Below are 18,206 nucleotides of genomic sequence, written 5' to 3' on the forward strand. Positions count from 1 at the left end.
GCTGCGCCGATGGCGCGACAGACTGGCCGCCGAGTTCATTGGAGGCGGTCATGGTTGCGCTTTTTCTGCTGGTTGCCAGCACTCACTTCGCGGCGTTGTTATCACCGGGGCCGGATTTTTTTCTGCTGCTGCGCACGGCCTTGCTGCGGGGGCGTCGGCAAGCAGACGGCTGTGCGGCAGGCATCGCCCTGGCCAATCTGTTCAGCATGCTGTTGGTATGGCTGACGCTGAGTCTGCTGCCGGCTGAAGGGGGCTGGGTTTGGCGATTGTTGCAGGGCTGCGGTGGCGCTTACTTCGTCGGGCTTGGCGTGCAGGCGTTTAGCGCGCATCGCCAGTTGGTGTTACCGGAGCACGGGTCGGAGGTGCTCGGTCGCTGGCGCGTCGGTTTGGCTCAAGGCCTGCTGGCCAGCAGCTTGAATCCCAAGTTGCCGATCTTCTATGCGGGGTTGTTCGGTGTGCTGCGTGAAGCGGCCATGCCAGGTTGGGAACTGGCGCTGTGCATGCTGTGGATGGGCGCGGTGGTGCTAGGTTGGGATCTAGCCTTAGTGCGTTTGCTCAGCCAACCGCGCTGGCGAAGCTGGTTGCAGCGGCGGGTAGGGCTGCTGGATCGGCTCTGCGGTGGGTTGTTGCTGATCCTGGGCGTTTACCTGCTGCTCGGCGCGCTATCGCGGTCTTAACGAGCATCTGTAGGCTGGGTAGAGCGCAGCGAAACCCAGCTCATACCCTGCTGGGTTTCGCTGCGCTCTACCCAGCCTACCGTGTCGACAAAGAAGCCGATAGTGGCGCTCGGGTTTGTGCTAATCACGCCCCAGCAACCAACGTGGTTTGCCGGGCGTGTAGTCCGGCATCTCGTCAGCCTGGGCGCGGTTGAGTGCTTCGAAGATTTCCAATTGCTCGCCATCGCGCTTGAAGATCCAGCTGTTGCCCTGCTCGCCGAGTTGCAACCAGAGGCTGTCGTACTCGCCGCTCATGGCTGCGCAGTCGCCGGCCAGGCACAGCGCGTAACGCTCCGCGCCGGGTAAGCCTTCGACTTTGCCGTCCGGGTGGAACAGCACCAAGCCGCCGGTGCCGGTGCCTTGTTTGATCTTCCAGGTGCCGCCAAGGTAGGCGGCGTAGAGGGTTTGTTCGAAGCTGCTGCCGGGCGGGGCACCCACCGCTACCTTGACTGTCGGGCGGTCAAAGCGTTGCTCGGGGCCCGACTCGCTTTCTTCCTGTAGCAGTTGATCGCCTTTCAAGCGCAACTGCTGGTGGTAATCGCCGTAGAAATCCACCCGCCAGCGAGCATCGGGTTCGGCGACCAATTGGCCTTCATCCAACTCGAAACCATTGGTGAAGCTCGCCAATTGGCGTGGGCCGTCGATACGCCATTCCAAATTGGGGCCGTAGGCCTCCAGGGCTTCGCGCAGGCTGCCACCTTGCGCCGCGGCATCGATCGCGGCCTGGTTGATCCAGATCCCACTAGGGTCGCGGTTGGCTTGACTGGTGCAGCCGCTCAGCCAGGTTGCCAGCAGTAACAGGGCGAGCGCATTGCGCATGGCAGATTCCTTTCCTGGGGCGGGAGAACGGGGCGGCTCAGGCTGTGTGAAAACTACTGCGCTCGGTTATACGGCGTTAAAAGCAGGCTCAAAATGCTCATTTACAACACGTAAACTGCGCTTTCTCGCCTGTTTTTGCCTTGCCTAACCTTCGCTCGCTACGTTTTCACACAGCCTGGACGGGCCCCCTTCAGTGGCTTACTCGATGACTAGAATAGCGTCCATTTCCACCTGGGCACCGCGCGGCAGAGCGGCTACGCCGATGGCGGCGCGCGCCGGGTAGGGCTGCTGGAAGTAGCGGCCCATGACCTCGTTGACCTTGGCGAAGTGCGACAGGTCGGTGAGGAAGATGTTCAGCTTGACGATGTCTTTGAACGAACCACCAGCGGCTTCAGCCACGGCTTTAAGGTTCTCGAACACCTGCACGGTCTGCGCTTCAAAGCCTTCCACCAGCTCCATGGTCTTCGGGTCGAGCGGGATCTGCCCGGACATGTAGACGGTGTTACCGGCCTTGATAGCCTGGGAGTAGGTGCCGATAGCGGCCGGGGCCTGCTCGGAAGTGATAACGCTCTTGCTCATGAAAAACTCCTTGCGGTTCTTTTGTTTTAGCTAGGGCGGCCAACGCCATGCGTCAGCTGCCGTGGGATCTGCTCTACGCACGCACGCGGGAGATGTGCACCACCCCTTTCAGGGCGCGCAGCTTTTTGATCACGCGGGCCAAGTGGACGCGGTCGTGCACGCTGACGACCAACTGAACCACGCTAATGCGCCCATCGCGCTCATCCATGCTGATTTTTTCGATGTTGCCGTCGGCGGCGTTGACGCTGCTGGCCAGCAGGGCGATCAAGCCGCGCTGGTGCTCCAGTTCGATGCGCAGCTCGACGTTGAACTCGCCGACCACATCCTTGGCCCAGGACAGTTGAATGCACTTTTCCGGGTTGTGGCGGATTTCGCTGATGTTCTTGCAGTTGTCCAGATGCACCACCATGCCTTTACCTGCGGACAGGTGACCGACGATCGGGTCGCCAGGGATCGGCGTGCAGCACTTGGCGTAGCTCAGCACCAGGCCTTCGGTCCCGCGAATCGCCAGTGGGCCTTCGGCGCTCGGCAGTTGTTCGCCCTCGCTGGCCAACAAACGGCGGGCGACCACATAGGCCATACGGTTACCCAGGCCAATGTCTTCCAGCAGGTCTTCGATAAGCTCCAGGCGATACTCGCCGAGCACTACTCGCACCTGCTCCGTTGGAAGCTTGTCCAGATGGCTGTTGAAGCCGGCCAGGACCTTGTTCAACAGCCGCTCGCCGAGGCTGATCGACTCCGAGCGGCGTTGCAGTTTCAGCGCATGGCGGATATGGGTGCGGGCCTTGCCGGTGACGACAAAATTGAGCCAGGCTGGGTTCGGCCGCGCACCCGGCGCGGTGACGATTTCCACCGTGGCGCCACTTTGCAACGGCTCTGACAAGGGCGCCAGACGCCGATTGATCCGGCAGGCGATGCACGAATTACCGACGTCGGTATGTACGGCATAGGCGAAGTCGACCGCGGTCGAGCCTTTCGGCATCTCCATGATCCGGCCCTTGGGCGTGAAGACGTAGACCTCATCGGGGAACAGGTCGATCTTCACGCTCTCGATGAATTCCAGGGAGTTGCCGGCACGTTGCTGCATTTCCAGCACGCCCTTGACCCACTGGCGGGCGCGGGCGTGAGTGCCTTTGGGCTGGTCTTCTTCACTGGATTTATACAGCCAATGGGCGGCGATGCCGTTGTTGGCCATCTCTTCCATATCGCGGGTGCGGATCTGGATCTCGATGGGCACGCCGTGCATGCCGAACAGGGTGGTGTGCAGCGACTGGTAGCCGTTGGCCTTGGGAATCGCGATGTAATCTTTGAAGCGTCCCGGCAGCGGCTTGTAGAGATTGTGTACGGCGCCGAGTACGCGGTAACAGGTATCGACCTTGTCGACGATGATGCGGAAGGCGTAGACGTCCATGATCTCGTTGAACGCCCGGCGCTTGCCGCGCATCTTCTGGTAGATGCCGTACAGGTGTTTCTCGCGGCCGATCACCTCGCCTTCCATGCCTTCGCGGGCCAGGCAATGGGTTAGCGACTCTTCGATCTTGTTGACGATTTCCTTGCGGTTACCGCGGGCGCGTTTGACCGCCTGGCGGATGCGCTCGGAACGCATCGGGTGCATGGCCTTGAAACCCAGCTCCTCGAATTCCACGCGCATGCTGTGCATGCCTAGCCGGTTAGCGATTGGCGCGTAGATTTCCAGGGTTTCCTTGGCGATGCGTCGGCGTTTTTCGCCAGCCAGCACTTCCAGGGTACGCATGTTGTGCAGGCGGTCGGCCAGTTTGACCAGGATCACGCGGATATCGCGGGCCATGGCCATGGCCATTTTCTGGAAGTTTTCCGCTTGCGCCTCGGCCTTGGTCTCGAAGTTCATCTGGGTCAGTTTGCTGACCCCGTCGACCAGTTCGGCGACGGTTTCGCCGAATTGCGCAGTCAGCGCTTCTTTGGCGATGCCGGTATCTTCGATCACGTCATGCAGCATCGCGGCCATCAGGCTCTGATGATCCATGTGCATGTCTGCGAGGATATTCGCCACAGCCAGGGGATGGGTGACGTAGGCTTCGCCGCTACGGCGGCGTTGGCCGTCGTGGGCTTGTTCGGCGTAGAAATAAGCGCGGCGTACCAGATTGACCTGCTCGGCGCCGAGGTAGGTCGAAAGCCGATCGGCGAGGGCGTCTATGCTCGGCAAGGTTTTACTCCTTGCCGGCTGGGTTCCCGCGCCGTGTGACTTCGACCAGGCATAGGCTTACAGGGCCTCGTTGGCCTCGTCCTCGAAAGAACCGAACAGCGGCTCGTCATCGACGATTTCTTCCTCGGCGATCACGTTGTAATCGATCAGGCCGGCAGCGATTTCGCGCAAGGCGACCACGGTCGGCTTGTCGTTTTCCCAAGCTACCTTGGGTTCTTTGCCACCGGTAGCCAGCTGGCGAGAGCGCTTGGTAGCGAGCATGACCAGCTCGAAGCGGTTATCGACGTTGTCCAGGCAATCTTCAACGGTAACGCGAGCCATGGTATTCCTCGTAGCGACGTATATAAGAGCGAAAAACTGTGCCCAGATGGGCGAGCGGACTGGATAGTCTAAAAAATAACCAGCCTTTAGGGAAGCGCAGATTTTTTCGGCGCTTCGTCCGGGCTAGGCGAGCAACTGGCTGAGCAGATCGCTGAAGCGTTGCTGTTGCTGCAGTTGTTGGAGCTGATTGGCGCGGAAAATCGCCTTCAGATCGTCCAGTGCAGTGGCGAAGTCATCGTTAATCACCAGATAGTCATACTCGACATAGTGGCTCATTTCGCTGACCGCTTCACGCATGCGCTGTTCGATGATCGCATCGCTGTCCTGGCCGCGGTTGTTCAGGCGCTGGCGCAGGGCTTCCTGGCTGGGCGGCAGGATGAAGATCGACTTGGCTTGCGGCATCAGCTTGCGTACTTGCTGCGCGCCCTGCCAGTCGATTTCCAGAATCAGGTCGAAACCTTCGGCGAGGGTCTTTTCCAACCAGCGCTGCGAGGTGCCGTAGAGGTTGCCGAAGACTTCCGCGTGCTCAAGAAACTCGTTGCGCTCGAGCATTTGTAGAAAGCTGTCACGACTGACGAAGTGATAGTTGAGCCCATCCGTTTCACCCGGACGCATGCCGCGGGTGGTGTGCGAAACGGAGACGCGAATCTGCGTCTGGGCGTCGATCAGGGCTTTGACCAGGCTGGTCTTGCCGGCCCCGGAGGGCGCGGAAATGATGTAGAGGGTGCCGGTGGTGGCGTGCATGTCGGGTTCGCCTTACTCGATGTTCTGTACTTGTTCGCGCATTTGTTCGATCAGCACCTTGAGGTTCACCGCCGCCTGCGTACTGCGCGTATCAAAGGCCTTGGAGCCAAGAGTGTTGGCCTCGCGATTGAGTTCCTGCATGAGAAAATCCAGGCGCCGGCCCGCTGCGCCACCGGCTTTCAGCACGCGCCGTACCTCGGTTACGTGGGTGCTCAGGCGATCCAGTTCTTCGGCGACGTCGCTTTTTTGCGCAAGCAGTACCAGTTCTTGCTCCAGGCGCTGCGGATCCAGTTCGGCTTGCATCTCGGCGCAGCGGTCGAGGATTTTTTGCCGCTGTGCGGCGAGCATCTGCGGGATCAGCTCGCGCAGGGCGCTGACTTCGTCGGTGATGTTGTCCAGGCGCTCATTGAGCAGCTTGGCCAATTCGGCGCCTTCGCGCTCGCGGCCATTTTTCAGCTCGCTCAGGGCGTGGGTGAACAGCTCCAGGGCTGCATTATTGAGGGCTTGTGGGTCGGTGGCGTCGGCAACTAGCACGCCTGGCCAGGCCAGGACTTCCAGTGGATTGAGTGGTGCCGGTTGTTTGATCAGGCTGGCCACGCTTTCTGCGGCGGCGACCAACTGAGCCGCGCGCTCGCGATCCACTTGCAGCGGTTTGCCGGCGGTTTCTTCGGCAAAGCGCAGGGTGCATTCCACTTTGCCGCGTGACAGGCCTTGGCGCAGGGCTTCGCGTACCGCGCCTTCAAGGTCGCGGAAGGATTCCGGCAGGCGCAGCTGCGGCTCCAGGTAGCGGTGGTTGACCGAGCGCAGTTCCCAGCTCAGCGTGCCGTTGGCACTGGCCCGTTCGATGCGGGCGAAGGCGGTCATGCTGTGCACCATGGGGTGACCTCGCGAGATTAATACGATACGAAAGGCGCAGGATTGTAGCGCAGTGCGCGGGCAGCTCCCAATTTGGCGTGTCGACCCGGCTGTGCGGCCCTATAATGCCGAGCAGATTTCCGTCCCGAATAGGTATTCCCAAATGAAACGTCCCAGTGGCCGTGCCGCCGACCAGCTGCGCCCGATCCGCATCACCCGTAACTACACCAAACACGCCGAGGGCTCGGTGCTGGTGGAGTTCGGTGACACCAAAGTGATCTGCACGGTCAGCGTCGAGTCGGGAGTACCGCGCTTTCTCAAGGGCCAAGGCCAAGGTTGGTTGACCGCCGAGTACGGCATGTTGCCGCGCGCTACCGGCGAACGTAATCAGCGTGAAGCCAGCCGTGGCAAGCAAGGCGGGCGGACCCTGGAAATCCAGCGCCTGATCGGCCGTTCGCTGCGCGCTGCACTGGATATGTCCAAGCTGGGTGAAAACACCCTGTATGTCGACTGCGACGTGATCCAGGCCGACGGTGGTACGCGTACTGCGTCGATCACCGGCGCCATGGTTGCGCTGGTCGATGCGCTGAAAGTCATCAAGAAACGCGGCGGCTTGAAAGGTGGCGATCCGCTGAAGCAGATGATTGCAGCGGTCTCTGTCGGTATGTATCAGGGCGAACCGGTGCTGGATCTGGATTACCTGGAAGACTCTGCCGCGGAAACCGACTTGAATGTGGTGATGACCAGTGAAGGTGGTTTCATCGAGGTGCAGGGCACTGCGGAAGGCGCACCTTTCCAGCCGGCCGAGCTGAATGCCATGCTGGCTCTGGCGCAGAAAGGCATGGCCGAGTTGTTCGAACTGCAGCGCGCGGCGTTGGCTGACTAATTTCCCGGCTATCCAAGGAGGAACAGCATGAACGAGAACCAGGCTCCAGTGCCGGCACCCAGCCAAGAAGTGCGTCAGTGGGCGATGTTCTGCCACTTCGCGGCTTTTCTCGGGTTGGTGTTTCCCTTCGGCAATCTACTGGGTCCGCTGATCGTCTGGCAGATCAAGAAGGATCTCGATCCTTTTGTCGATGCCCAGGGCAAGGAAGCGCTGAACTTCCAGATCACCGTGGCGCTTGCAGCGGTGGTGTGCATTCTGCTGATGTTGGTGGTGATCGGTTTCGCCTTGCTGGGGTTGCTCGGCATCGGTGCGCTGGTGCTGACCATCATCGCGGGGATCAAGGCCAACGAAGGTCAGGCCTATCGCTACCCATTCTGCTGGCGGTTGTTGAAGTAAGGCGAGCAGAAACTAAAAAGCCGGCGCAATGCCGGCATTTTTGTTTCTGCGTTTTGGCTTAGACGCTCAGCGTCCAGTCATAGTCAACGATCAGCGGAGCATGCTGGGAGAAGCGTGGCTGGCGTGGTAGGCGGGCGCCGCGGACAAAGCGGCGCAGGCCGGGTGTCAGCAGTTGATAGTCGAAGCGGTAGCCTAAGTTGAGCATCTCGGCCTGTTCGCTGTTCGGCCACCAACTGAATTGGTCGCCCTCGCGGTTCACTTCGCGTAGCGCATCGACGTAACCCATGGTGCCGACGACTTCGTCCATCCACGCCCGTTCCGGCGCGAGAAAGCCCGGCTCCTGCTGGCAGTCGCGCCAGTTCTTCACATCCAGTTTCTGGTGGGCAACGTAGAGTGAGCCGCAGTAGATGTACTCGCGGCGCTTGCGACGTTGCTTGTCCAGGTAGTGGGTGAAATCGTCCATAAACTTGAATTTCTGGTTCAAGTTCTCGTCACCGCTCTGTCCCGAAGGCAGCAGTAGGGTGGCGATACTCACTTTGTCGAAATCGGCCTGCAGGTAGCGCCCGTAGCGATCGGCTGTCTCGAAACCGAGTCCGCTGATCACCGCCTTGGGTTGCAACCGCGAATAGAGTGCCACACCACCTTGGTCGGGCACTTCAGCATCGCAGGCATAGAGGAAATAGCCATCCAGTTGGAGGGCTGGGTCGTCCAGTTCAAAGGCGGAGGCACGGGTGTCCTGCAGGCAGATGACGTCGGCATTCTGAGCCTGCAGCCAACTGAGCAAACCGCGCTCGACTGCAGCCTGAATACCATTCACGTTCACACTGATGATCCGCATAAATGGCCCCCAAAAACACGTGCGTGTATGATACCCGAGCTCACCCTTATTAGCTAAACCCATAGCTAAATCCGTGCCGTTCGGGGCTTTTTTATGCAGGCGTACCAGCGCGAGTTCATTCGTTTTGCCATCGAGCGCGGCGTGCTGCGCTTCGGTGAGTTCACCCTCAAGTCGGGTCGTACCAGTCCGTATTTCTTCAATGCTGGGTTATTTAACAGCGGTTTGGCGTTGGCCCAGTTGGGGCGCTTCTATGCCGCGGCGCTGGTGGAGAGCGGGATTGCCTTCGATGTGCTGTTTGGGCCCGCCTACAAAGGCATTCCGTTAGCCGCGACCACCGCGGTGGCCTTGGCCGAGCAGCATCAGCGCGACCTACCCTGGTGCTTCAATCGTAAGGAAGCCAAAGACCACGGCGAAGGCGGCACTTTGGTCGGTGCGCCTCTGGCTGGGCGGGTGTTGATCATCGACGATGTGATCACCGCCGGTACGGCGATCCGCGAAGTGATGCAAATTATTCATGCGCAAGGCGCGCAAGCGGCCGGCGTGTTGATCGCGCTGAATCGTCAGGAGCGCGGCCAGGGCGAACTGTCGGCGATCCAGGAGGTCGAGCGTGACTTCGGCATGCCGGTAGTGAGCATTGTTTCGCTCGAGCAGGTGCTGGAATACCTGGCCGGTGATGCTGAGCTGAAGCAGCATTTGCCGGCGGTACAAGCCTACCGCGCGCAGTACGGAATCTAATAACCCGTTCAATATCTGCTGCGCTCGCGACGATCTTGAACGGGCTCTAAGTTCAATCACGACAGGGTGTTTGTTTGCATGGTCAAACCGGGGGCAATTCGCTTTACGTTGTTGTTTAGCTTGCTGCTGCCGGCTTTGGCTGGGGCAACGGAGTTGTACCGTTACGTCAACGCCAAAGGCGTCACGGTGTTGGATCGCCTGGGCGTGCCGCCGGAGTACATCAGCAAAGGCTACGAGGTCCTCAACGATCAAGGTCGGGTGGTCAAGGTGATTCCGCCGGCCCCGAGCGCCGAGGAAATGCGGCGTCAACTCGCGGATAAGGCGCGCGCTAGCTCTGATGCCCAGTTACTGCGTTTGTATTCCACGGTGGATGATGTCGATCGGGCCAAGGCCCGCAAGCTTACCGAATTGGATGGCGTGATTAGCGCGGCGCAGGGCAACTTGCAGTTGCTGCGAACGCAGCAGGCGAACTTGCAGAGCCAGGCGGCCGATCAGGAGCGGGCTGGGCGCCAAGTCCCCGAGCATTTGGTGGCGCAGATCGACAACCTGAAAGCGGAACAAGCAGGGCTGCAGAAGGACATCCTGCGTTACCAGGAGGGTCGCAAGCAGGCCGAAGCCAGTTTTGCGGCGGATCAAGCACGTTTGCTCGAGCTGATCGGTACTCGTCGCTAAGAGCCTGTTCAAGACCAAGCGCAGCAGATACCCAACAGGTTCTAACGATCACTCCTCGGGTGCGCAGCGCTCATACGCGCGTACCTTTTCACGCAGCCAGTCGGGCAGCGCTCGGCTCGAGCGGCTGACGCTGTCGGCATGCACATAGATCACCTCGATGAGTGTCAGCAGCTCAGTCTGATGCCAGATGGCGAGGCTGAATGTCAGGCTGCTGCGACCGAGGCGGGTGGTGCGCACGCCAATCTCCAGGATATCGTCGAGGCGTGCTGGAGCCAGGTATTCGAGGGTGTTCTTGGCCGTGAAGAAGTCGCCACCGCCGCGGGTGAGATCGGCGGGATAGGCGACTTCAAGCGCGCGGAAATATTCGCTGATGGCGACGTCGGCGTAGGTCAGGTAGTGACCATTGAAGACGATGTCTTGCCGATCGACCTCCGCCCAGCGCACTCGAAGTGAGTGCTCGAAGCGGAAGTCAGAGCGCAGCACGGGCACCTCAGCGTGGCTTGCGATTGCAGATCAGGGTGCCGACGCCGCTGTCGGTAAAAATCTCCAGCAACACGGCATTCGGCACGCGACCGTCGATGATGTGCGCGCTGGTCACCCCGCCTTGCACGGCCTCGAGGGCGCAGCGGATCTTCGGCAGCATGCCGCCGTAGATGGTGCCGTCGGCGATCAGCGCATCGACCTGGGCGGTCGATAGGCCGGTCAGCACCTGGCCCTGCTTGTCCATCAAGCCGGCGATGTTGGTCAGCAGCATCAGTTTTTCGGCCTTCAGTGCTTCGGCGACTTTGCCGGCGACCAGGTCGGCGTTGATGTTGTAGGACTCGCCATTGGCGCCGACGCCGATCGGCGCGATGACCGGAATGAAGTCGCCCTTGACCAGCATGTTCAGCAGGTCGGTATTCACCCCGACGACTTCGCCGACATGGCCGATATCGATGATTTCCGGTTGGGTCATCTCCGGCGTCTGGCGGCTGACGGTGAGCTTCTTCGCGCGGATCAACTCGGCATCCTTGCCGGTCAGGCCGATGGCGCTGCCACCATGGCGGTTGATCAGGTTGACGATGTCTTTGTTGACCTGGCCGCCGAGCACCATTTCCACCACGTCCATGGTCTGGCTGTCGGTGACGCGCATGCCGTCGATAAAGTGGCTCTCGATGCTCAAGCGCTTGAGCAGGTCGCCGATCTGCGGGCCGCCGCCATGCACCACTACCGGGTTGATACCCACCGCTTTCATCAGCACGATGTCGCGAGCGAAGCCGGTTTTCAGCTCGTCGCTTTCCATGGCGTTGCCGCCGTACTTGATCACTAGGGTCTTGCCGACAAAGCGACGGATGTAGGGCAGTGCCTCGGACAGAACCTTGGCAACGTTGGTGGCGGCATCACGGTTGAGGGTCATGCGGAGCTCCAGTAAAGCAGAGTGGCCGGTCAATCAGACCGGCCAAGCAGTCAATCAGAAGGGTAGGTTGAGGGCGGGGGCAACGGTGTACAGCTGGGCGCGGAACACGCCCTGAATGCGCTCGAGCTCCTCGGCACTATCGGCTTCAAAGCGCAGTACCAGTACCGGCGTGGTGTTGGAGGCGCGTACCAGACCCCAGCCTTTGGGGTAGTCGACGCGCACGCCATCGAGGGTGGTGATGCTGCCTTCACCCCAATGCCCATCACGCTGCAGCGCGTGGATGATGCTGAATTTGCTCTCCTCGGTGACCGTGATGTTGATTTCCGGCGTGGAAAGATCGCTGGGGAAGGCAGAGAACACGTGTTCGGCGTCGCGCTTGTCCTGGCTGAGGATTTCCAGCAGGCGGGCGGCGCTGTAGATGCCGTCGTCGAAACCGAACCAGCGTTCCTTGAAGAAGATATGCCCGCTCATCTCGCCGGCTAGCAGGGCGCCGGTTTCCTTCATCTTTTTCTTGATCAGCGAGTGACCGGTTTTCCACATCACCGGGCGGCCACCGTAACCGCTGATCAGTGCGCCGAGACGACGGGTGCATTTGACGTCGAAGATGATGTCGGCGCCTGGGTTGCGCGATACCACGTCTTTGGCGAACAGCATCATCAGGCGGTCGGGATAGACAATAGTGCCGGTGTTGGTCACCACGCCGACGCGGTCGCCGTCACCGTCAAAGGCCAGGCCGAGGTCGGCGTTCTCTTCTTTGACCTTGGCGATCAGATCCACCAGGTTTTCCGGCTTGCCCGGGTCCGGGTGATGGTTGGGAAAGTTGCCGTCGACGTCGCAGAACAGCGGAATCACGGTGCAGCCCAGCGCTTCGATCAGCTGCGGGGCGATCACCCCGGCGGCGCCGTTGCCGCAGTCGACCACCACTTTCAGCGGTTTGGCCAGGGCGATGTCATCGCGGATCTGCTTGAAGTAGCGCTCAAGGATTTCGACCTGCTCGACACTGCCCATGCCGCTGACCAGGTCATTGTTTTCGATGCGCTGGCGCAGGGCTTGGATCTGTTCGTTAGCCAGGGTGTCTCCGGCCACCACGATCTTGAAACCGTTGTAATCCGGTGGGTTGTGGCTGCCGGTGAGCATCACGCCGGATTTGCCGGCCAAGACATTGGCGGCGTAATACAGTGCCGGGGTCGGCACCATGCCGATGTCGCTGACCTGGCAGCCGGATTCGACCAGCCCTTGGATCAACGATTGCACCAGCTCGGGGCCAGACAAGCGGCCGTCGCGGCCGACGGAAACATTCGGCTCGCCGCACGCAATGCTCTCGGAGCCAACGGCGCGGCCAACCCAATAGGCGGTTTCCGGGGTCAGGGTATCGCCGACCACACCGCGGATGTCATAGGCGCGGAAAATGCTGGCGGGCAAGTTGGGTGCGGTGTGCGGGGTGTTGCTCATGGCTGGGGCTTGCTCCAATCCCAGGAGATCCTGGTCTTCGTCGAGGATGTCGATATCGAAAATATCGGTGTCTTGAAACAGTGGGTCGATCAGCTCCGCCGGTTTGGCCGAGCGCTGGGCTGTGTGAGCTGCGCCGGTTGTGCTGGCTTGATCGTCACCATTGTTAGTTGCTCGTTCGCTTTGCCGGCGTGGCAGGCGAGCGAGGTTTTGCGCCAGTGCATTCAGTGCTGGCAGGCGCAAACTGAAAGCTTTGACGGCTTTTCCGGCGGAGAGTTCTTGTACCAGTTGACCTAGTTGCTCGGCATCGCTGCGCAGGCGGCGCTGCATGGCGTTGTGCAGCAGGAGTAGGCCGAGCAGCGCGCCGGCCAATGCCAGCAAGCCCGCCAAGAACAGCGGTAGCGGCGAGAAGGCGGATTGAGTCAGTGCCGGGCCGGCAACGAAGTCGAGCTTCCAGTTGGGATTGCCGCTGCTGAGTACCAGCGCAGAGCCAGGCTGATCTTGGCCAAGCTGTGCCAGGCGTTGTGCGGGGCTGTTGCCGAATTGTTGGCTCAGTTGCAGCTGGCCAACGCCTGCCGGCAAGGCTGGCAGTGCGGCCAGCAAGCGCTGCAGGTCGACCACCAGCAATAGGGTGCCTTGGAGCGGTTGGTTATCGGCCAGGCGCAACGGCGCAGCGCTGTAAACCAGCCAGCGCAGGCCGATTTTGTAAGCTTCCGGCGCTGGGGACTGGCCGTCTTCGGCCCGTCGCAGCAGATCCAGGGCGGCAAAGTTCATCGGCGCGGCGCGGCTGGCGTTCTGCGTGGCTTGACCGGGTAGGTTGAGGTGGGCGTCCACTACGCCGTCCCAGTAACTGAGGCTGCGCTCGGCGCTCCATAGCTGTTCGTTATCTTGGCTCTGCAACGCCTGGAGCAGTTGCGGATTGCGCGCGGCGGTTTGAGTGTCGGCACTCAGCTGGCGCAGTGCCTGCTGCAAGGCGGCGGCTTGGCTGCCACCCCAGGCCTCGCTGAGTTGCGTCTGTGCTTGCTGCTGGATGTTGTTGAATAGACCAAGCCAAAGCACTGCCGCGGCCGCGACCAGGCCGACCAGCGCAGTACCCAGGCCTGGGAGTAACGCCGACAGGCCGTGCTCCTGGCCGGCGCGGGTCGTGGCCGGCGCGCTGGGCAGGGTCGGCTTGTCGGCGTCCTCGGCAGTGCGCATGAAGAGTTTCACGGAGCTTCTCCTCGGCTATTCATCCTGAAATGCAGCCGGGCGTTTCAGTGGCTGCCGGAGTGGCCGAAGCCGCCGGCGCCGCGCTGGCTTTCATCGAATTGTTCGACCAGCTCGAAGTGTGCCTGTACCACCGGCACCAGGATCAGCTGCGCAATGCGCTCGCCGACGGCGATGGTGAAGGCCGTCTGCCCGCGGTTCCAGCAAGACACCATCAGTTCGCCCTGATAATCCGAGTCGATCAGACCGACCAGGTTGCCGAGCACGATGCCGTGTTTATGGCCGAGGCCCGAGCGTGGCAGGATCAATGCGGACAAACCGGGGTCGCCGATATAGATCGACAGGCCAGTGGGGATCAGCAGGGTTTGACCGGGTTCGAGTACGCTGTCTTGGGGCAGCATGGCACGCAGATCGAGGCCGGCAGAACCTGGGGTGGCGTACTGTGGCAGCGGGAAGTCGCGGCCAATGCGAGGGTCGAGAATCTTGGCTTGCAGTGCGTGCATGTCAGGCTCTGTTAGTGATCATGTGCGAGCCTTAGGCCCGGTTCAGGCGGTCGGCGATGAAGGCGATCAGTTGCCGGGCAATCTTGCCCTTGCTGGTCTGGGCGAGGCTATTTTGCTGCAGATCGCGATCGATGATGGTGATCGCGTTCTCTTCGCTGTTGAAGCCAATGCTCGGATTGGCGACATCGTTGGCGACGATCAGGTCGAGGTTTTTGTCTTTCAGCTTGCGCGCCGCATAGTCGAGTAGCTTCTCGGTCTCGGCGGCAAAGCCGACGCTGAACGGGCGATCGGCGCGCTGCGCGAGGGTCGCCAGAATGTCCGGGTTGCGGACCATCTGCAGGAGCAGGCCGTCGCCGCTGGTCGGGTCTTTCTTCAGCTTGTGCTGGGCCACCACTTCCGGGCGATAGTCGGCAACTGCGGCGGCGGCGATCAGCAGGTCGCAGGGCATCGCGGCCTCGCAGGCGGCCAGCATGTCGCGGGCGCTGACCACGTCGATACGGTTAACCCGCTCAGGCGTCGGCAGATGCACCGGACCGGTGATCAGGGTCACTTTGGCGCCCGCTTCGGCGGCGGCTTCGGCGAGGGCAAAGCCCATCTTCCCTGAGCTGTGGTTGGTGATATAGCGCACCGGGTCGATGTTTTCCTGGGTCGGTCCGGCGGTAATCAGCACGTGCCGGCCGGTCAGGCTGCTGCGCTTGAAACAGTCGGCGGCGCATTGTGCCAGCTCATCGGCTTCGAGCATGCGACCGAGGCCCACGTCGCCGCAGGCTTGGCTGCCGGAGGCGGGGCCGAACAGGTGCAGGCCGCGCTCGGTGAGCACTTTGCGGTTGGCTTGGGTCGCGGCATCGCGCCACATCGCCTGGTTCATCGCCGGGGCCAGAGCGACCGGGGCATCGGTGGCGAGCACCAAGGTGGTCAGCAGGTCATTGGCGATACCTTGCGCCAGGCGGGCCATCAGGTCGGCGGTGGCCGGGGCGATCAGGATCAGGTCGGCCCACTTGGCCAGCTCGATATGCCCCATGGCGGCTTCGGCGGCCGGGTCGAGCAGGTCAAGGTGTACCGGGTGGCCGGAAAGGGCTTGCAGGGTCAGCGGGGTAATGAACTCGCGCCCGCCCTGGGTCATCACCACGCGGACTTCCGCACCTTGGTCGCGCAGGCGGCGAACCAGTTCGGCGCTCTTGTACGCGGCAATGCCGCCACCCACGCCGAGGACGATGCGTTTCCGATACAGCCGCTGCATAGGCCCGCCTTATTAAAGAGTGGAAGTGCGCAGCGGCGACGACGCCTCCCCAGGCCAATCGCCGCGCAAAAAAGTTGCGCTAAGATAGCACAGCGCCCGCACCGGAACAGCGGGCCCCGCTCGACATGGAGGTGCTATGAGCATTCGCGATTGGCCTGCGGCAGAGCGCCCGCGGGAGAAACTTCTCGGCCAGGGGGCGGCGACCCTGACTGACGCCGAACTACTGGCTATTTTTCTGCGCACTGGGGTTACAGGCAAAAGCGCGGTGGATCTTGCGCGGCACTTGCTCGACTCCTTCGGCGGGCTGCGATCGCTGCTGGAGGCGGATCAAGTGAGTTTCAGTCAGCACCTCGGGCTGGGGCCGGCCAAATTCGCCCAGTTGCAGGCGGTGCTGGAGATGGCGCGCCGGCATTTGGCCGAGCGCCTGCGCCGCGATTCTGCCTTGGAGAGTCCGCAGGCGGTGCGCGATTACTTGAAAACGCTGTTGCGGCATGAGCCGCATGAGGTGTTCGGTTGCCTGTTTCTCGACTCCAAGCACCGAGTGCTGGCGTTTGAAGCGCTGTTTCAGGGTTCTATCGATAGCGCCAGCGTTTACCCGCGACAGGTGGTTAAACGCGCTCTAGCGCATAACGCCGCGGCTTTGATCCTTTGCCATAACCATCCCTCCGGCGTCGCCGAGCCCAGTCAGGCTGACCGGGTGCTGACCCAGCGACTCAAGGAGGCGCTGGCGCTGGTGGATGTGCGGGTGCTCGATCACTTTATCGTTGGCGACGGGGAGCCGCTGTCGATGGCGGAATACGGCTGGCTGTAGGGTGGATAGCGCTTTATCCATCCACCGCAGGGTGGTGCGACCGGTGGATGAAAGAAGCGTCATCCACCCTATGTCACGCTCACTGGCTTAGGCTGACTCGGGAGAAGTCCTGTCGACCGAACGGGCTGAGCTGGTAACCCTGCACGTCCTTGCGGGTCAGCGCGGCGGCGGTGGGGTGCGCCAGTGGTAGCCACAGCGCCTGCTGCTGGATCAGTTGTTGGGCTTCTTTATAGAGCCGAGTGCGCTCGGTCGGGTCGCTGGTGCCTTTACCGGCGCCGATCAGCTGATCGAGGGTTTTATCGCAGTAACGGGCGAAATTAGTGCCGGACTGCACGGCCGCGCAGGAAAACTGTGGGGTGAGGAAGTTGTCCGGGTCGCCATTATCGCCGGCCCAACCCATAAACAGCAGGTCATGCTCGCCAGCTTTGGCGCGGCGAATCAGCTCGCCCCATTCGATCACACGGATCTGCGCGCGAATGCCGACTTCCGCCAGGTCGGCCTGCAGCAACTGGGCGCCGAGGCTCGGGTTGGGGTTGAGCAGGCTGCTGGACGGGCGGGTCCAGATGGTGGTCGCGAAACCATCCTTGAAGCCGGCCTGGGCCAGCAGCGCGCGGGCCTGGGTCGGATCATAGGCGTAACCGGGCAGTTCGCTGGCATAGCTCCAGGTGTTGGGCGGGTATGGGCCGTTGGCGCTGGTGGCGCTGTCTTCGAACACGGCGCGCAGGTAGCTGGCTTTATCGAAGGCGAGGTTGATTGCCTGGCGCACGGCTGGCTGATCCAGCGGAGGGTGCTGGCTGTTGAGTGCGACGAAGGCGGTCATAAAGGCTGGGGTGGTGACGACCTTGAGGGCTGGCTCGTTGGCTGCGGCGCGCACATCCAGCGGCTTGGGCGATAGGGCGATCTGGCACTCGCCGCGGCGCAGCTTCTGCAGGCGCACATTGGCGTCCGGGGTGATGGCGAACACCAGCCCATCGACTGCGGGTTTGCCGGCAAAGTAGTCCGGGTTTGCCGCATAGCGCACCACGGCGTCCTTCTGGAAGCGCTTGAAGCTGAACGGGCCGCTACCAATCGGCTGGGCGTTGAGTTTCTCCTGCGTGCCGGCCTTGAGCAGTTGCGCCGCGTACTCGGCAGAATAGATCGAGGCGAAACCCATGCTCAGGGTGGCCAAGAAGGTGGCCTCAGGATGCGTCAAGGTAAAACGCAGGTGATGCGGATCGGGTGCCTCGATGGCTTTGATCAGGCTCGGCAGCTGCATGGATTGCGCGTGCGGGAAGCCGCTCTGCGCGACCTTGTGCCAAGGATTGCTCGGATCGAGCATGCGCTGGAAGCTGAATAGCACGTCGTCGGCATTCAGCTCGCGGCTGGGGCTGAAATAGTCGGTCTTGTGGAACTTCACACCCTGGCGCAGTTGAAAGTCGTAGGTCAGCCCGTCCGCTGAGACGTCCCAGCTTTGCGCCAGGCTCGGCAGCAATTTGCCGCTAGCCGCGTCGAATTCCACCAGGCGGTTCATCAGCACGTCAGCGGAGGCATTGGTTGTGGTCAGTGAGTTGTACTGCACGACGTCGAAGCCCTCCGGGCTGGCCTCGGTGCAGACGCTGAGGGTGGCGGCCTGTGCTAGTGAAGGGCTCAGCAGCGGGGCGAATAGCAGCGGCAAGGCGGCGAGGCGCATGGTGGTACTCCTTGTGCAGGTCGACGGCCCGTCCGCGGGCATTCGTGGAAAGACCCTACCCTAGACCATGGGGCGGAGTAGGACAATGCGGTTGGAGTGACGAGCGGTCGGTGAGCGCGCAGCCCATGGCGCTGCCGGTTGCAGCGCGGGCGCGGCCTGTCGGGGTTGTGGAAAAGCGCGGTTATCCTT

19 protein-coding genes are annotated in these 18,206 nt (G+C 61.7%); 6 read left to right on the forward strand and 13 right to left on the reverse strand.

Annotated elements, in window-relative coordinates; genetic code table 11:
• Positions 1-50 precede the first annotated feature (50 nt).
• Entirely contained in the window at positions 51-677 is a 627-nt protein-coding gene (locus D3879_RS06200; protein WP_119953191.1) for a LysE family translocator, read from the forward strand.
• Positions 678-797: 120 nt separating this feature from the next.
• Here D3879_RS06200 and D3879_RS06205 read toward each other — a convergent pair whose 3' ends face one another.
• From D3879_RS06205 to D3879_RS06230, 6 genes are all read right to left on the reverse strand, one after another.
• A complete protein-coding gene (locus tag D3879_RS06205; protein WP_119953192.1) occupies positions 798-1,535 on the reverse strand; it encodes a hypothetical protein in 738 nt (245 codons plus the stop codon).
• A 198-nt stretch (positions 1,536-1,733) separates the two neighbouring features.
• Entirely contained in the window at positions 1,734-2,114 is a 381-nt protein-coding gene (locus tag D3879_RS06210; RefSeq protein WP_119953193.1) for a RidA family protein, read from the reverse strand.
• Between the two features lie 73 nt (positions 2,115-2,187).
• Positions 2,188-4,296: a bifunctional GTP diphosphokinase/guanosine-3',5'-bis pyrophosphate 3'-pyrophosphohydrolase gene (gene spoT / locus D3879_RS06215; RefSeq protein ID WP_119953194.1), complete on the reverse strand. Its 2,109-nt coding sequence runs from the start codon at positions 4,294-4,296 to the stop codon at positions 2,188-2,190.
• Positions 4,297-4,353: 57 nt separating this feature from the next.
• Positions 4,354-4,617, reverse strand: a complete 264-nt coding sequence (gene rpoZ / locus D3879_RS06220; RefSeq protein ID WP_119953195.1) for a DNA-directed RNA polymerase subunit omega — start codon at positions 4,615-4,617, stop codon at positions 4,354-4,356.
• 123 nt (positions 4,618-4,740) lie between these two features.
• Entirely contained in the window at positions 4,741-5,361 is a 621-nt protein-coding gene (gene gmk / locus D3879_RS06225) for a guanylate kinase (RefSeq protein ID WP_119953196.1), read from the reverse strand.
• A gap of 12 nt (positions 5,362-5,373) precedes the next feature.
• A complete protein-coding gene (locus D3879_RS06230) occupies positions 5,374-6,237 on the reverse strand; it encodes a YicC/YloC family endoribonuclease (protein ID WP_119953197.1) in 864 nt (287 codons plus the stop codon).
• A gap of 142 nt (positions 6,238-6,379) precedes the next feature.
• Here D3879_RS06230 and rph point away from each other — a divergent pair, with 142 nt between their 5' ends.
• On the forward strand, positions 6,380-7,102 hold the full coding sequence (gene rph / locus D3879_RS06235) for a ribonuclease PH (protein WP_119953198.1): 723 nt from the start codon (positions 6,380-6,382) through the stop codon (positions 7,100-7,102).
• A 27-nt stretch (positions 7,103-7,129) separates the two neighbouring features.
• The gene (locus tag D3879_RS06240) at positions 7,130-7,498 is read left to right on the forward strand and encodes a DUF4870 domain-containing protein (protein ID WP_119953199.1); all 369 of its coding nucleotides are present in this window, start codon (positions 7,130-7,132) and stop codon (positions 7,496-7,498) included.
• A gap of 58 nt (positions 7,499-7,556) precedes the next feature.
• Here D3879_RS06240 and D3879_RS06245 read toward each other — a convergent pair whose 3' ends face one another.
• Positions 7,557-8,336, reverse strand: coding sequence for an exodeoxyribonuclease III (locus tag D3879_RS06245; RefSeq protein ID WP_119953200.1), 780 nt, complete (start codon positions 8,334-8,336; stop codon positions 7,557-7,559).
• 93 nt (positions 8,337-8,429) lie between these two features.
• Here D3879_RS06245 and pyrE point away from each other — a divergent pair, with 93 nt between their 5' ends.
• Together pyrE and D3879_RS06255 are read left to right on the forward strand one after the other, a co-directional pair.
• The gene (pyrE, locus tag D3879_RS06250) at positions 8,430-9,071 is read left to right on the forward strand and encodes an orotate phosphoribosyltransferase (protein ID WP_119953201.1); all 642 of its coding nucleotides are present in this window, start codon (positions 8,430-8,432) and stop codon (positions 9,069-9,071) included.
• 78 nt (positions 9,072-9,149) lie between these two features.
• Entirely contained in the window at positions 9,150-9,743 is a 594-nt protein-coding gene (locus D3879_RS06255) for a DUF4124 domain-containing protein (RefSeq protein ID WP_119953202.1), read from the forward strand.
• 48 nt (positions 9,744-9,791) lie between these two features.
• Here D3879_RS06255 and D3879_RS06260 read toward each other — a convergent pair whose 3' ends face one another.
• From D3879_RS06260 to coaBC, 5 genes are all read right to left on the reverse strand, one after another.
• A complete protein-coding gene (locus D3879_RS06260; RefSeq protein ID WP_420800903.1) occupies positions 9,792-10,226 on the reverse strand; it encodes an acyl-CoA thioesterase in 435 nt (144 codons plus the stop codon).
• A gap of 7 nt (positions 10,227-10,233) precedes the next feature.
• Complete coding sequence (argB, locus tag D3879_RS06265) at positions 10,234-11,139, reverse strand: acetylglutamate kinase (RefSeq protein ID WP_119953204.1); 906 nt, start codon at positions 11,137-11,139, stop codon at positions 10,234-10,236.
• A gap of 54 nt (positions 11,140-11,193) precedes the next feature.
• Entirely contained in the window at positions 11,194-12,591 is a 1,398-nt protein-coding gene (gene algC / locus D3879_RS26790; protein ID WP_218567832.1) for a phosphomannomutase/phosphoglucomutase, read from the reverse strand.
• 1,250 nt (positions 12,592-13,841) lie between these two features.
• Entirely contained in the window at positions 13,842-14,297 is a 456-nt protein-coding gene (gene dut / locus D3879_RS06275; protein WP_119953205.1) for a dUTP diphosphatase, read from the reverse strand.
• Positions 14,298-14,328: 31 nt separating this feature from the next.
• The gene (gene coaBC / locus D3879_RS06280; protein WP_119953206.1) at positions 14,329-15,537 is read right to left on the reverse strand and encodes a bifunctional phosphopantothenoylcysteine decarboxylase/phosphopantothenate--cysteine ligase CoaBC; all 1,209 of its coding nucleotides are present in this window, start codon (positions 15,535-15,537) and stop codon (positions 14,329-14,331) included.
• Positions 15,538-15,673: 136 nt separating this feature from the next.
• Here coaBC and radC point away from each other — a divergent pair, with 136 nt between their 5' ends.
• On the forward strand, positions 15,674-16,348 hold the full coding sequence (gene radC / locus D3879_RS06285) for a RadC family protein (RefSeq protein ID WP_119953207.1): 675 nt from the start codon (positions 15,674-15,676) through the stop codon (positions 16,346-16,348).
• A 79-nt stretch (positions 16,349-16,427) separates the two neighbouring features.
• Here the strand turns inward: radC and D3879_RS06290 are convergent, their stop codons facing one another.
• A complete protein-coding gene (locus D3879_RS06290; protein ID WP_119953208.1) occupies positions 16,428-18,017 on the reverse strand; it encodes an ABC transporter substrate-binding protein in 1,590 nt (529 codons plus the stop codon).
• Positions 18,018-18,206: the final 189 nt, after the last annotated feature.

It is taken from the genome of Pseudomonas cavernicola (genome assembly GCF_003596405.1).
Classification (GTDB): domain Bacteria; phylum Pseudomonadota; class Gammaproteobacteria; order Pseudomonadales; family Pseudomonadaceae; genus Aquipseudomonas; species Aquipseudomonas cavernicola.